Annotated in this window: 6 protein-coding genes, 1 tRNA gene and 1 rRNA gene; 7 read left to right on the top strand and 1 reads right to left on the bottom strand. The window is 69.6% G+C overall.

Translation table 11 applies throughout. The features are described from left to right. The 3 genes from rrf to ABZ386_RS15590 all read left to right on the top strand — a co-directional run. Positions 1-95, top strand: a 5S ribosomal RNA gene (gene rrf, locus ABZ386_RS15600); the annotation flags it as partial. A gap of 114 nt (positions 96-209) precedes the next feature. Further along, positions 210-872, top strand: a complete 663-nt coding sequence (locus ABZ386_RS15595; protein WP_358964909.1) for a DegT/DnrJ/EryC1/StrS family aminotransferase — start codon at positions 210-212, stop codon at positions 870-872. A 73-nt stretch (positions 873-945) separates the two neighbouring features. Beyond that, positions 946-1,018 (top strand) — tRNA-Thr (locus ABZ386_RS15590). Positions 1,019-1,079: 61 nt separating this feature from the next. Here ABZ386_RS15590 and ABZ386_RS15585 read toward each other — a convergent pair. After that, complete coding sequence (locus ABZ386_RS15585) at positions 1,080-3,833, bottom strand: SpoIIE family protein phosphatase (RefSeq protein WP_351348506.1); 2,754 nt, start codon at positions 3,831-3,833, stop codon at positions 1,080-1,082. A 376-nt stretch (positions 3,834-4,209) separates the two neighbouring features. On the opposite strand from ABZ386_RS15585, the gene ABZ386_RS15580 reads away from it, so the two are divergent. From ABZ386_RS15580 to ABZ386_RS15565, 4 genes are all read left to right on the top strand, one after another. Further along, positions 4,210-9,681: a HAMP domain-containing protein gene (locus ABZ386_RS15580; protein WP_351348509.1), complete on the top strand. Its 5,472-nt coding sequence runs from the start codon at positions 4,210-4,212 to the stop codon at positions 9,679-9,681. 307 nt (positions 9,682-9,988) lie between these two features. Then, the gene (locus tag ABZ386_RS15575; RefSeq protein WP_351348512.1) at positions 9,989-10,669 is read left to right on the top strand and encodes a response regulator; all 681 of its coding nucleotides are present in this window, start codon (positions 9,989-9,991) and stop codon (positions 10,667-10,669) included. A 128-nt stretch (positions 10,670-10,797) separates the two neighbouring features. Beyond that, positions 10,798-13,545, top strand: a complete 2,748-nt coding sequence (locus ABZ386_RS15570) for a DNA translocase FtsK (RefSeq protein ID WP_358964896.1) — start codon at positions 10,798-10,800, stop codon at positions 13,543-13,545. A gap of 264 nt (positions 13,546-13,809) precedes the next feature. Further along, entirely contained in the window at positions 13,810-14,658 is an 849-nt protein-coding gene (locus ABZ386_RS15565; protein ID WP_351348518.1) for a RodZ domain-containing protein, read from the top strand. Positions 14,659-14,738 lie beyond the last annotated feature (80 nt).

Raw genomic sequence — 14,738 nt, 5'->3', positions numbered from 1 at the left:
AAACGCCCGGTTACATTCCGAACCCGGAAGCTAAGCCTTACAGCGCCGATGGTACTGCAGGGGGGACCCTGTGGGAGAGTAGGACGCCGCCGAACAATTATTGACAGGGTTGGACCTGGAACTTCGGTTCCGGGTCCAACCCTTTTTTGTTGTGCGTTACTTGAAGTTCACGTTGCGCAACCAGCATCCACAGCATGGGTACTGCTGCAATGCTCAGGGCCGCCGGTGTCGGACTCGGTGACGAGGTCGTCGTGCCGGCCTTCGGGAACGTCGAAGTCGCCGAGGCCGTGGCCACGGCCGGGGCGCTGCCGGTGTTCGCCGACATAGACCCCGTCACCTACTGCCTCGACCCCTCCGCTGTGGAAGCGGCCGTAACTCCGCGGACCGCCGCCGTGGTTGTCGTACACCGCTTCGGGCGGCTCGCTGACATCGCGCGGCTGCACGAGGTGGGACAGCGGCACGGACTGCTCGTGCTGGAACAGGGCGAGTCCGAGGCGCCGTACGACGAGATAGCCCAGCGTCGGGAACGGGCCGCCTACCTCGATGCGAAGCTGCGGGGTGTGCGGACGCCCGACGACGGTGACGGGCACACATACCAGCAGTACGTCGTGCGGGTCCCGGGCAACGGGCGACCCGACCGGGATGCCTTCGCACGGGCCGTGCGGGCCAGGGGAGTCGAGGCGCGGGTGCCGGTGAAGACGCCGGTGCACCGCCTGCCCGAATTCCGTCGCTGTGTGTCCCTTCCGGAAACGGAACGAGCTGCCGACGAGACGCTCGCACTGCCGGTGGACGCCAGTCTGACCATGCGGGACATGCAGCGCATCGTGTCCGCCTGTAATGCCCTCGGAGGGCTTCTCCAGCCCGCCTTCTGACGTGGTTGGGAGCACGGGTCTGTTCGGGGTATGATCTATTCCGTTGCCACGGGGGAAACCCCGCAAGCGACAGGCCCCTATAGCTCAGTCGGCAGAGCGTCTCCATGGTAAGGAGAAGGTCAACGGTTCGATTCCGTTTGGGGGCTCCGGCAAAAAGGCCCCACCCCTCGCGGGTGGGGCCTTTTCCATGCCCTAGTCCTTCATTCCCTAGTCCTTGTGGAGACCCGGGACGCGCATTGCCAGGATCGCCATGTCGTCCGACGGGGCGTCCGAGGCGAAACGCTCCACCGCGCGCATGATGCGCGCCGCGACCGCGCCGGCCGTAAGGCCCGTGCAGGTCGTCAGGACATCTGCGAGGCCGTCGTCGCCCAGCATGCGGGCGCCCTCACGGCGTTCGGTGACGCCGTCCGTGACGCACAGCAGGACATCGCCCGGGTCGAGGGTGACCGTCTGCTCGTACAGCTCCAGGTCCTCGATGACGCCGAGGAGCGGCTGGGGTTCGGCGGCCGGTTCCACCGTGCCGTCCTGGCGCAGGCGCAGGGGGAGCGGGTGGCCGGCGCAGACGACCTTCAACTCGGCGCTGCCGTCCTCCTGGGGACGCATCTCGCCGTAGAGGAGCGTGAGGAAGCGGCTGCGGGCGCCTTCGTCGAGGATCGCGGAGTTGAGGCGCTCCAGGACCGTCGGGCCGCTGAGGCCCTCGCGGGCCAGGAGGCGCAGGGCATGGCGGGCCAGGCCCGTCACCGCTGCCGCGTTCGGGCCCGTGCCGCACACGTCGCCGATGGCGAAGCCGTAAGCGCCGTCGCGGATGGGGAAGACGTCGTAGAAGTCGCCGCCGACCTCGTTGCCCTCGCCGGCCGCGCGGTAGATGACCTCGACCTCGACGCCCTCGATGTCGGGGAGTTCCGGGGGCAGGAGGCTGCGCTGGAGGGACTGGCTGATCGCCGTGCGCTCCGAATAGAGACGGGCGTTGTCCAAGGCCAGGGCGGCCCTGCGGGACAGGTCCTCGGCCAGTTCCAGAATCTCCTGGCGGAAGTGCTCGTCGGTCGGCTTGCCCAGCGTCAGCATGCCGATGACGCGGTTTCGGGCGACCAGGGGGAGGACGACCGTCTCGCCGCCGACGGCGCCGGCCGTGGCGAGCGTCGGGCCGATGCCAGGCGTGACCTGGCGGGTCGGGCCGCCGCTGAGGCCCAGGCTGCGCATGGAGCTGCGCAGGGCCGCCTGGTGGGCGACCTCGCCGGGGGCCGTCCAGACGCGGGCTCCGGGCGTCGGCACCGGGTCCGGCGGCGGGACCTTCGACAGCAGGGACTTGATGCCGTCGATGAGCTCCTCGTCCTCGTGCAGCACGTACGAGAGGTACGGCTCGGAGGCCTGGTCGGCGATCGTGTAGACGGCGCACCAGGTGGCGAGGGTCGGGACCGTCATCTGGGCCATCAGGGCCAGGGTCTGGTCGCGGTCCAGGGTGCCGGCCAGCAGGTCCGACGCCTCGACCAGGAAGCTCAGGGAGCCGCGGCGCAGGCGCTCCAGTTCGCCCAGGCGGGCCGACTCGACGGCGAGGGCGATGCGGTCGGCGGCGAACTGGAGGCGCAGCGCCTCCTCGTTGGAGTATCTGCCCGGGGCCTCGGCGGCGACGCCGAGGGAGCCGGTGAGGCGGCCCTCGACCTTCAGCGGGACCGTGACGACCGAGCGCATGCCCGTGCCGTTCAGCAGCGGCACCGCGCCCTGGACGGCCGTGAGGTCGTCGTGGACGGCGGGCATGCGGGCCGAGCCGTAGCGGCCCGGGCCCGCCTCGACGGGGACGCGGGCGAAGCGCTGGCGGGCCGAGGGCAGGCCAGTGGAGGCGCGGACCTCCAGTTCCGTCTCGTCGTCCGTGGCGAGCAGGAGGAACGCCGAGTCGCCGTCGAGCATGTCGCGGGCGCGTTCGACCGTGCGCTGGAGGAGGCCGTCGAGGTCGTCCGGGGCCGGGGAGCCGATGAACACCTCGAAGGGGTCGGTGCTCTGGCCCTCGGAGCCGGTCGAGGTGTCCGAGGCGGGGACGCGCAGGGGCGTCTGCAGAACGGCCCGTTCGTGGTCGCGTACCAGGAGGCACACGGTTGACGGTTCGCCGCCGGTGTCGCGGACGCGCAGGTGGGAGGCGTAGACCGGGGTCACGCGGCCGGTGGCGGCGCGGATGCCGTAGCTGCCCTCCCAGCGGGAGAGGCGGAGCGCCTCCGCGATGCCGGTGCTGGTGCCGGGGGTGTGCGGCCAGGCCGCGAGGTCGGTCAGGGGCTTGCCGGTGACCTGCTCGGCCGGGTAGCCGAAGAGTTCCTCCGCGTCCTCGTTCCAGGCCGTGATGTGGCCCGTGCGGTCGATCTGGATGACGGCCACGCGGACCCGGCCGTCGGCGAGCGGGAGGAGGTCGGCGGGGAGGGCCGGGCCGGCCGCGCGGGTGCCCACCACGCGCGCGGGGAGGTCGAGTTGGAACCAGACCGTCTTGTGGGTGGGCGTGTACTCGACGCCCCAGCGGCCGGCGAGGGCCGCGCAGAGCTGGAGGCCGCGGCCGCCCTCGCGGTCGGGGCTGCCCATGTTGATCGCCGCGCCCTGGAGCGGGATCTCCCGCTCGGGGTAGCGGTCGGCCACCTCGATGCGCACGCCCTCGTCGCTGCGCAGGCACAGCACGTCGGCGGAGGTGCCGGCGTGGACCACGGCGTTGGTCACCAGTTCGCTCGTGAGAACGACGGCGTCGTCGACGATGTCCGCGAATCCCCAGCCCTGGAGGGTGTCGCGGACGAAGGAGCGGGCGCTCGCGACCGATCGTCCGACGGGCTCGAAACTGGCGGCCGCGCGCGCGGTGATCACAGAACTCCTCGACCGGTTCTCGACGTGCTGGGCTGCGGGGCCGACCGGCTCGCGCCGCTGATGCGGCAGGCCGCCCGTCGGCCGGGGGTCCGGGGGCTGTCCCCCCGGGATCAGTCCGGTGGTCATGTGTGCGGCCGCCCCTCCGATGCCCGCTCGTCTTCGTGCCACCGCCCAGGCCGGACGGACCGGCGCGGCTGGACAGCCGGATGCAAGGTTACTTACCTTCGCGGTCCATGCGGATGCCGGTCTGCAGTGTTTCCGTCCGGAGGGTGTGCGGACGATGTGCGAAGCTGCCGAACTGTTATGGCCTGGTTCGGCCGGGGTGAAACACTGGGCAAGCTTCTTGTGAAGGTCCGGGCCGGCTGAGTGCCGGAGGCGTGCGGCGGGCAGCAGCCCCCTGGAACCGGCCTGGTATGCAGGGCAGAGAATACGCAGTAGTAACTGGTACGCCGAGCGGTACCGCGAGCACAGAGTGACGGTCGACCCCTGCGGGAGGGACACAGTGGAGTCTGGCGCAGCGACGCGTGGCACGAAGACGCGCGCGAAAGGCGGACAGTCCCCGAGGAACCAGGGAAAAGTGCGCAACGGCACCACTGAGGTGGACACGGCAGCCCTGAACCGGCTGATGGCGGCCCTGGTGTCCATGCGGGACGGGAACTTCCGCAAGCGGCTCACGGTGTCGGGCGACGGCGTGATGGCCGAGATCGCGGCGGTCTTCAACGAGGTGGCCGACCGGAACCTGCATCTGACGGGTGAGCTGTCGCGAGTGCGGCGGATGGTCGGTCGTGAGGGCAAGCTGACCGAGCGGCTGGAGACGGGCGCCTGCGAGGGTTCCTGGGCGACCGCGATCGACAACTCGAACGCCCTGGTGGACGACCTGGTGCGGCCGGTTTCCGAGGTCGGCCGGGTGCTGTCGGCGGTGGCGGAGGGTGATCTGTCGCCGCGCATGGAGCTGCGGACGCAGGCGGCGGACGGGAACAGCCAGCCGCTGCGGGGCGAGTTCCTGAAGGTCGGGCGGACCGTCAACAACCTGGTCGACCAGCTGTCGACGTTCACCGACGAGGTCACTCGCGTGGCCAGTGAGGTGGGCACCGAGGGCAAGCTGGGCGGGCAGGCACGCGTGCGTGGCATGTCGGGTTCGTGGCGGGACCTCACGGACTCCGTCAACACGATGGCGTACCGGCTGACAGCCCAGGTGAGGGATATCGCCCTGGTGACGACGGCGGTCGCCAAGGGTGATCTGTCCCGGAAGGTCACCGTTCAGGTGGCCGGCGAGATGCTGGAGCTGAAGAACACCGTCAACACGATGGTGGACCAGCTGTCGGCGTTCTCCTCCGAGGTGACCCGGGTGGCCCGTGAGGTGGGCACGGAGGGCGCGCTGGGCGGCCAGGCGCAGGTGCCCGGCGTCGACGGCGTGTGGAAGGAACTCACCGATTCGGTGAACACCATGGCCGGGAACCTCACGGCCCAGGTGCGCGGGATCGCCGAGGTGACGACCGCGGTCGCCAACGGTGACCTGTCCCGCAAGGTGACCGTCCCGGCGCGCGGTGAGGTCGCGCAGCTCGCCGACACGATCAACCAGATGACCGAGACGCTGCGGATCTTCGCGGACGAGGTCACGCGCGTGGCCAACGAGGTCGGGGCCGAGGGGCGGCTGGGCGGTCAGGCGAACGTGCCGGGTGCGGCGGGAACGTGGAAGGACCTCACCGATTCGGTGAACACGGTCTTCCGGAACCTGACCACCCAGGTGCGGGACATCGCCGCCGTGACGACGGCGGTGGCCAACGGTGATCTGTCGCAGAAGGTCACCGTCGACGTGGCCGGCGAGATGCTGGAGCTGAAGAACACCGTCAACACCATGGTGGACCAGCTGTCCGCCTTCGGTGCCGAGGTCACGCGTGTGGCGCGGGAGATCGGTGTTGAGGGTGAGCTGGGCGGCCAGGCGCAGGTGCCGGGCGCGGCGGGGACGTGGAAGGACCTGACGGACTCCGTCAACACGGCGTTCCGGAACCTCACCGGTCAGGTGCGCAACATCGCCCAGGTGACGACGGCGGTGGCCAACGGCGACCTGTCGCAGAAGGTCACGGTCGACGTCTCCGGCGAGATGCTCAAGCTGAAGAACACCGTGAACACGATGGTGGACCAGCTGTCGAGCTTCGCCGACCAGGTGACGCGGATGGCCCGGGACGTGGGCACGGAGGGCCGGCTGGGCGGTCAGGCCCGGGTCGACGGCGTGTCGGGCACCTGGAAGGAACTCACCGACTCCGTCAACTCGATGGCCGGCAATCTCACCTCCCAGGTGCGGAACATCGCGCAGGTGACGACTGCCGTGGCCCGGGGTGACCTGTCGCAGAAGATCGACGTGGACGCGCGCGGCGAGATCCTGGAGCTGAAGAACACCATCAACACGATGGTCGACCAGCTGTCGGCCTTCGCCGACCAGGTGACCCGGGTCGCCCGCGAGGTGGGTACGGACGGGCGGCTGGGCGGTCAGGCGCAGGTGCCCGGGGTCGCCGGTGTGTGGCGTGACCTGACGGACTCCGTGAACGGTATGGCCGGCAACCTCACCGCGCAGGTGCGCAACATCGCCCAGGTGGCGACCGCGGTGGCCCGGGGTGACCTGTCGCAGAAGATCACCGTGGACGCGCGCGGGGAGATCCTGGAGCTGAAGAACACCCTGAACACGATGGTGGACCAGCTGTCGTCGTTCGCCCAGGAGGTCACGCGGGTGGCCCGTGAGGTGGGCACGGAGGGCATCCTGGGCGGCCAGGCCGAGGTGCAGGGCGTCTCCGGCACCTGGAAGGACCTCACCCAGTCCGTGAACGGCATGGCCAACAACCTGACCATCCAGGTGCGCAACATCGCCGAGGTCACGACGGCGGTGGCCCGGGGCGATCTGTCGAAGAAGATCACTGTCGACGCCAAGGGCGAGATCCTCGAGCTCGTCACGACCGTCAACACGATGGTCGACCAGCTGTCGTCCTTCGCCGAGCAGGTGACCCGGGTGGCCCGCGAGGTGGGCACCGAGGGCATCCTGGGCGGGCAGGCGCACGTTCCGGGTGTCACGGGCATCTGGAAGGACCTGAGCGACAACGTCAACCTGATGGCCAAGAACCTCACCACTCAGGTGCGGAACATCTCCCAGGTCTCGGCGGCGGTCGCCAACGGTGACCTCACGCGACAGGTCACCATCGAGGCGCGCGGCGAGGTCGCGCAGCTCGCCGACACCATCAACACGATGGTGAAGACGCTGAGTTCGTTCGCCGAGCAGGTCACCAAGGTGGCCCGTGAGGTGGGCACGGACGGCATCCTCGGCGGGCAGGCGCACGTACCCGGTGTGGCCGGTACGTGGAAGGACCTCACCGAGTCCGTGAACCAGATGGCGTCCAACCTGACCGGCCAGGTGCGCAACATCGCCATGGTGACCACGGCCATCGCCAAGGGTGACCTGACGAAGAAGATCGACATCGACGCGCGCGGCGAGATCCTGGAGCTGAAGACGACCATCAACACGATGGTCGACCAGCTGTCCTCCTTCGCCGAGGAGGTCACCCGGGTCGCCCGCGAGGTGGGCACGGAAGGACAGCTGGGCGGCCAGGCACGCGTGCGTGACGTCGACGGCACCTGGCGGGACCTGACCGAGTCCGTGAACGAGATGGCCGGGAACCTGACCCGGCAGGTGCGGGCCATCGCGCGCGTGGCGACCGCGGTGACCCGGGGCGACCTGAACCTGAAGATCGACGTGGACGCGTCCGGGGAGATCCAGGAGCTCCAGGACTACATCAACAAGATGATCGCCAACCTGCGCGACACCACGATCGCCAACAAGGAGCAGGACTGGCTCAAGGGCAACCTGGCCCGCATCTCCGCGCTGATGCAGGGCCGCCGGGACCTGGAGGACGTGGCCTCGCTGATCATGAGCGAGCTGACGCCGGTGGTCTCGGCCCAGCACGGCGCGTTCTTCCTCGCCATGCCGCTGGTCGACGGCGAGGACATGAACGCCGCGGACGAGGACCAGTACGAGCTGCGCATGCTGGGCTCGTACGGGTATTCGATGGGTTCCATGCCGACGTCGTTCCAGCCCGGTGAGGCGCTGATCGGGACGGCCGCCACGGAGAAGCGCACGATCCTCGTGGAGAACGCGCCCAGCGGCTATCTGAAGATCTCCTCGGGGCTCGGTGAGGCGCCGCCCGCGCAGGTGATCGTGCTGCCGGTGCTGTTCGAGGGGAAGGTGCTCGGCGTCATCGAACTGGCGTCCTTCACGCCGTTCACCCAGATCCAGAAGGACTTCCTCAACCAGATCGCCGAGATGATCGCGACGAGCGTCAACACCATCTCCGTCAACACCAAGACGGAGCTGCTGCTCGCGCAGTCGCAGGAGCTGACCGAGCAACTGCGCGAGCGCTCCGCAGAGTTGGAGCAGCGGCAGAAGGCCCTCCAGGCGTCCAACGCCGAACTGGAGGAGAAGGCCGAGCTGCTGGCCCAGCAGAACCGCGACATCGAGGTGAAGAACACCGAGATCGAGGAGGCGCGGCAGGTCTTGGAGGAGCGTGCCGAGCAGCTCGCGGTCTCCATGCGCTACAAGAGCGAGTTCCTGGCGAACATGTCGCACGAGCTGCGGACGCCGCTGAACTCGCTGCTGATCCTGGCCAAGCTCCTCGCGGACAACGCCGAGGGGAACCTCTCCCCGAAGCAGGTCGAGTTCGCCGAGACGATCCACGGGGCCGGTTCCGACCTGCTCCAGCTCATCAACGACATCCTCGACCTGTCGAAGGTCGAGGCGGGCAAGATGGACGTCTCCCCGACGCGGATCGCGCTCGTCCAGCTCGTGGACTACGTGGAGGCCACCTTCCGGCCGCTGACCGCCGAGAAGGGCCTGGACCTGTCCGTGCGGGTGTCGCCGGAGCTGCCCGCCACCCTGCACACCGACGAGCAGCGGCTGCTGCAGGTGCTGCGCAACCTGCTGTCCAACGCGGTGAAGTTCACCGACTCCGGGTCGGTGGAGCTGGTCATCAGGCCGGCGCGGGACGACGTGCCGCAGAAGATCAGGGAGCAGCTGCTGGAGACCGGGTCGCTGACCGACCCGGAGGCCGAGCTGATCGCGTTCTCCGTGACCGACACCGGGATCGGCATCGCGTCCAGCAAGATGCGGGTGATCTTCGAGGCGTTCAAGCAGGCCGACGGCACGACCAGCCGCAAGTACGGCGGCACGGGCCTCGGGCTGTCCATCTCGCGGGAGATCGCCCAGCTGCTCGGCGGTGAGATCCACGCCCAGAGCGAGCCGGGCCGCGGCTCGACGTTCACGCTGTACCTGCCGCTGCACCCCAGCGAGCTGCCGCCGCAGGGCTACCAGCAGCAGCTGCCCGCCCTGGAGGCCGGTGACCTGGTGGCGTCGACGTCCGACCTGTCCGAGCTGTCGGAAGTCGAGGTCGAGACGCCGGCCGAGGTGAAGTCGTACCGCGAGACGCAGAGCGGGCCGGCCGCCCTGTTCCGGCGGCGGCGCCGGATGCCCGAGCTGGAGGCGCGCCCGGCGCAGCCGGAGCAGTGGGCGCCCGCGGAGCAGGAGGCGGCGCCGAAGCCGCAGCGCGGTATCCGGTTCGGCGGCGAGAAGGTCCTGATCGTCGACGACGACATCCGCAACGTCTTCGCGCTGACCAGCGTCCTGGAGCAGCACGGCCTGTCCGTGCTGTACGCCGAGAACGGCCGTGAGGGCATCGAGGTCCTGGAGCAGCACGAGGACGTGGCGGTCGTCCTGATGGACATCATGATGCCCGAGATGGACGGGTACGCGACAACCACGGCGATCCGCAGGATGCCGCAGTTCGCCGGGCTGCCGATCATCGCGCTCACGGCGAAGGCGATGAAGGGCGACCGGGAGAAGGCGATCGAGTCGGGCGCCTCCGACTACGTCACCAAGCCGGTCGACCCCGATCACCTCCTGACGGTGATGGCTCAGTGGATGCGAGGGGAATGAGGGGAACGTTGGGCTCTTACGCAACCGTGGCGGGAAGGTTCGGTGTTCACACGGAGTTGTCGACTCGGTGTGCGCATAGTCGTGTAGAAGTACGAGATCTGGGGAACCTTCTGGTCTCCTGCTGCGTTTCTGCTACGTGCACAGTGACATCGCGGTGACAGGGTGTGGCGACGGGCGGGGTGCGGCTACGATGACCGGCACAAGGACGGGCGGCGCAAGGGAGTCGTCCCCTGGGGCGGCACCCACCGGTGCGACCCCAGGTCCTGCGGACAGGGGAGGCCCCACGCCGGGGCGAGGAGGGCGGGCCATGGTGCAGAAGGCCAAGATCCTCCTGGTCGATGACCGGCCGGAGAATCTGCTGGCGCTGGAGGCGATCCTCTCTGCGCTCGATCAGACGCTGGTGCGGGCATCGTCCGGGGAGGAAGCGCTCAAAGCGCTGCTCACGGACGACTTCGCGGTGATCCTGCTGGACGTCCAGATGCCGGGGATGGACGGCTTCGAGACGGCCGCGCACATCAAGCGGCGCGAGCGGACCCGGGACATCCCGATCATCTTCCTCACGGCGATCAACCACGGCCCGCACCACACCTTCCGGGGCTACGCGGCGGGCGCGGTCGACTACATCTCCAAGCCGTTCGACCCGTGGGTGCTGCGCGCGAAGGTCTCCGTCTTCGTCGAGCTGTACATGAAGAACTGCCAGCTCCGTGAGCAGGCGTCGCTGCTGCGGCTCCAGTTGGAGGGCGGCGGCAAGGAGGCGGACGGCGAGGCCAAGGAGTCGGCCGGGCTGCTCGCCGAGCTCTCCGCGCGGCTCGCGGCCGTCGAGGAGCAGGCCGAGGCGCTGACCAAGCAGCTCAACGACGAGTCGACGGACGCCGCCGCGGTGGCCACGGCGGCTCATCTGGAGCGCAAGCTCACGGGGTTGCGGCGGGCGCTGGACGCGCTGGAGCCGGGCACCGGAAGCACGTCTTCGGTGACCTCGCAGAACTGACGCGCGGGCATGCGGGGTTGCCCGCCCTGTGAGCGCGCGTCAGTTTCGGGCCTCTCCCGGAGCGACACGAACGGGTGAAGCCGTAGGCACACGTGTCCCCTGTCGTCTCCACCGGTAACCTCACACCCATGGCCTCACGTCCCTCCGCAGCCAAGAAGTCGCCCGCGAAGAAGGCGGCCGCTTCAGCGAAGGCTCCGGCGAAGAAGGCCGCTGCCAAGAAGGCCCCCGCGAAGAAGGCGCCCGCCAAGAAGGCCGCGGCGAAGAAACCCGCGCCCAAACCGGCACCCAGCCCGACCGGAGGCATCTACCGGCTCGTGCGCGCCGTGTGGCTCGGCGTCGCGCACGCGGTCGGTGCCGTGTTCCGCGGCATAGGGCAGGGCGCCAAGAACCTCGACCCGGCCCATCGCAAGGACGGCGTCGCTCTGCTGCTGCTCGCCATCGCGCTGATCGTCGCCGCCGGCACCTGGGCCGACCTGAAGGGTCCCGTGGGCGATCTGGTCGAGATCCTGGTGACCGGTGCCTTCGGCCGGCTCGACCTGCTCGTGCCGATACTGGTCGCCGTCATCGCCGTCCGCTTCATCCGCCACCCGGAGCAGCCCGAGGCCAACGGACGGATCGTCATCGGCCTGTCCGCACTCGTCATCGGCGTGCTCGGCCAGGTGCACATCGCGTGCGGCTCGCCCGCGCGCGGGGACGGCATGCAGGCCATAAGGGACGCCGGCGGGCTCATCGGCTGGGCCATGGCCACCCCGCTGTCCTACGCCATGGGCGACGTGCTCGCCGTGCCGCTGCTCGTGCTGCTGACGATCTTCGGGTTGCTGGTCGTCACGGCCACCCCGGTCAACGCCATCCCGCAGCGGCTGCGGCTGCTCGGTGTGCGGCTCGGGATCGTCCGCGACCCGGCCGAGTACGAGTACGAGTACGGCCTCGCCGAGGACGACGAGCGGTACGAGGAGCAGTGGCGTGAGGCGTTGCCCGCGCGCCCGCGCGGCAGGCGCGCGCCGGCGCCCGCGGCGTACGACCCCGACAGCGCCGAGCAGGAGGCCCTCCAGCGGCGCCGCGGCCGTCCCCGGCGCTCGGCCGTGCCGCAGCCCGACATGGACCGGCCCAAGGACGCCGTGGACGTCGCCGCGGCGGCCGCCGCCGCGCTCGACGGCGCCGTGCTGCACGGCATGCCGCCCTCGCCGATCGTCGCCGACCTCACCCAGGGCGTGCGGGTGGGCGATCAGGAGCCGACCACGCCGACGCCCGTCCCGGCCGCCCGGCCCCAGCAGGAGAAGCCCCAGCAGGACAAGCCCGAGCCGCAGAAGCCGAAGGCCGGCGTCCGCGACCTCACCAAGGCCCCGCCCGCCGAGCCCCGCGACCTGCCCCCGCGCGCGGAGCAGCTCCAGCTCTCCGGCGACATCACGTACTCCCTGCCGTCGCTCGACCTGCTGGAGCGCGGCGGCCCGGGCAAGGCGCGCAGCGCCGCCAACGACGCCATAGTCGCCGCGCTGACCAACGTCTTCACCGAGTTCAAGGTGGACGCCACCGTCACCGGCTTCACCCGCGGGCCTACGGTCACGCGCTACGAGATCGAGCTCGGCCCCGCCGTGAAGGTCGAGCGGATCACCGCGCTGGCCAAGAACATCGCCTACGCGGTCGCCAGCCCGGACGTGCGGATCATCAGCCCGATCCCCGGCAAGTCCGCGGTCGGCATCGAGATCCCGAACACCGACCGGGAGATGGTCAACCTCGGCGACGTCCTGCGGCTCGCGGAGTCCGCGGAGGACGACGACCCGATGCTGGTCGCCTTCGGCAAGGACGTCGAGGGCGGCTACGTCATGCACTCGCTGGCGAAGATGCCGCACATGCTGGTCGCCGGCGCCACCGGCTCCGGCAAGTCGTCCTGCATCAACTGCCTGATCACCTCGGTCATGATGCGGGCGACCCCCGAGGACGTCCGCATGATCCTGGTCGACCCCAAGCGGGTCGAGCTGACCGCCTACGAGGGCATCCCGCACCTGATCACGCCGATCATCACCAACCCCAAGCGGGCCGCCGAGGCGCTCCAGTGGGTCGTCCGCGAGATGGACCTGCGCTACGACGACCTGGCCGCCTACGGCTACCGGCACATCGACGACTTCAACAAGGCCGTGCGCGAGGGCAAGGTCAAGCCGCCCGAGGGCAGCGAGCGCGAGCTCCAGCCGTACCCCTACCTGCTGGTCATCGTGGACGAGCTGGCCGACCTGATGATGGTCGCGCCCAGGGACGTCGAGGACGCGATCGTGCGCATCACGCAGCTCGCGCGCGCGGCCGGCATCCACCTGGTGCTCGCCACACAGCGGCCCTCGGTGGACGTCGTCACCGGCCTGATCAAGGCGAACGTGCCGTCGCGGCTCGCCTTCGCCACGTCCTCGCTGGCCGACTCGCGGGTCATCCTCGACCAGCCGGGTGCCGAGAAGCTCATCGGCAAGGGTGACGGCCTGTTCCTGCCGATGGGGGCCAACAAGCCCACCCGTATGCAGGGCGCCTTCGTCACCGAGGAGGAGATCGCGGGCGTCGTCCGGCACTGCAAGGAGCAGATGACGCCCGTCTTCCGGGACGACGTCGTCGTGGGCACCAAGCAGAAGAAGGAGATCGACGAGGACATCGGCGACGACCTCGACCTGCTGTGCCAGGCGGCCGAACTGGTCGTCTCCACGCAGTTCGGGTCGACGTCCATGCTCCAGCGCAAACTGCGCGTCGGCTTCGCTAAGGCCGGGCGGCTGATGGACCTCATGGAGTCCCGGAACATCGTCGGACCGAGCGAGGGTTCCAAGGCACGTGACGTTCTTGTGAAGCCTGATGAGCTGGATGGCGTGCTCGCCCTGATCCGCGGGGAGTCTGAAGGGTAGGGAAGCGGGACACGGTGGTCGCCTCGCGGGGCGGTGTACGGCAATCGGGTGTCCGGATCGTGACTCACCCGTAAGGGGTCATCGAGCAACCGTTTCCGTTCGGCGTACGTCAAGTTGAGGGAAGCGAAAGCAGCGACCCCGCCATCGGGATGTCGGGCCATTCCGATGGCGTACAAAGTGCCACCGCCCGGTTGCCCCACCCTTTTGCACCCCCCCTAGACTGAACCTCCAGCACAGGCGGCTACACGCTCGAAAGGCGCCCCCGTGTCCATCGGCAACTCCCCTGAAGACGAGCGTCCGTTCGAAGACGAGCGCGTCGAAGAAGACCGCGAGGAAGCCCGCCCCTCCATCGGCCGTGCCCTGCAGCAGGCTCGTATCGCCGCCGGGCTGACCGTCGACGACGTCAGTAGCGCCACCCGGGTCCGCATGAACATCGTGCACGCCATCGAGGCGGACGACTTCACCGCCTGCGGTGGGGACGTGTACGCCCGCGGACACATCAGGACCCTGGCCAAGGCCGTCCACCTCGACCCGGCCCCGCTGCTCGCCCAGTACGGCGACGAGCACGGCGGGCGTCCGGCACCGACCCCGGCAGCCCCCCTCTTCGAGGCGGAACGTATCCGTCCGGAGCGGCGGGGGCCCAACTGGACCGCGGCCATGGTCGCCGCGATCGTCGCCGTGATCGGTTTCGTCGGGTTCACGATGTTCCAGGGCGGCGACGACGGCTCCGGCGAGGCCAACGTGGCCGAGGGCTCCACGCCCGACGCCTCCGCCTCTCCCACCACCAAGACCAAGAAGCCCGCCGACCCCAAGCCCGAGCCCTCCGACAGCGCCATCGCGGCCGCGCCGCAGGACAAGGTGACGGTCCAGGTGGCCGCCACCGACGGCCGCAGCTGGATCGCCGCGCGCGACCACAACAACCGGATGCTCTTCGACGGCGTCCTCAAGCAGGGCGACTCCAAGACCTTCCAGGACAGCTCCAAGATCCATCTCGTCCTCGGCGACGCCGGCGCGATCGACCTCTTCGTCAACGGCAAGAAGATCGAGGACGACTTCCAGCCCGGCTCCGTCGAACGCCTGACGTACACCAAGGGCGACCCCGAGGCCGGGTAACTCGGCCGAAGGGGTGCAGGACGTACGGGGTTGGCCATGATCGGCCAACCCCGTCGACGTGGGGTGTCAGCGGGACGAAG

The sequence above is a fragment of the Streptomyces sp. NPDC006140 genome (assembly GCF_040628815.1).
Lineage (GTDB): Bacteria > Actinomycetota > Actinomycetes > Streptomycetales > Streptomycetaceae > Streptomyces.
Note: the sequence above shows the minus strand (reverse complement) of the source record. Positions and strands in the feature narration are given on the sequence as shown.

Excerpts from the sequence above, each read along its gene's own strand:
- ABZ386_RS15595 (WP_358964909.1), top strand. The coding sequence starts at position 210 with ATGCTCAGGGCCGCCGGTGTCGGACTCGGTGACGAGGTCGTCGTGCCG.
- ABZ386_RS15585 (WP_351348506.1), bottom strand. The coding sequence starts at position 3,833 with ATGACCACCGGACTGATCCCGGGGGGACAGCCCCCGGACCCCCGGCCG.
- ABZ386_RS15575 (WP_351348512.1), top strand. The coding sequence starts at position 9,989 with ATGGTGCAGAAGGCCAAGATCCTCCTGGTCGATGACCGGCCGGAGAAT.
- ABZ386_RS15570 (WP_358964896.1), top strand. The coding sequence starts at position 10,798 with ATGGCCTCACGTCCCTCCGCAGCCAAGAAGTCGCCCGCGAAGAAGGCG.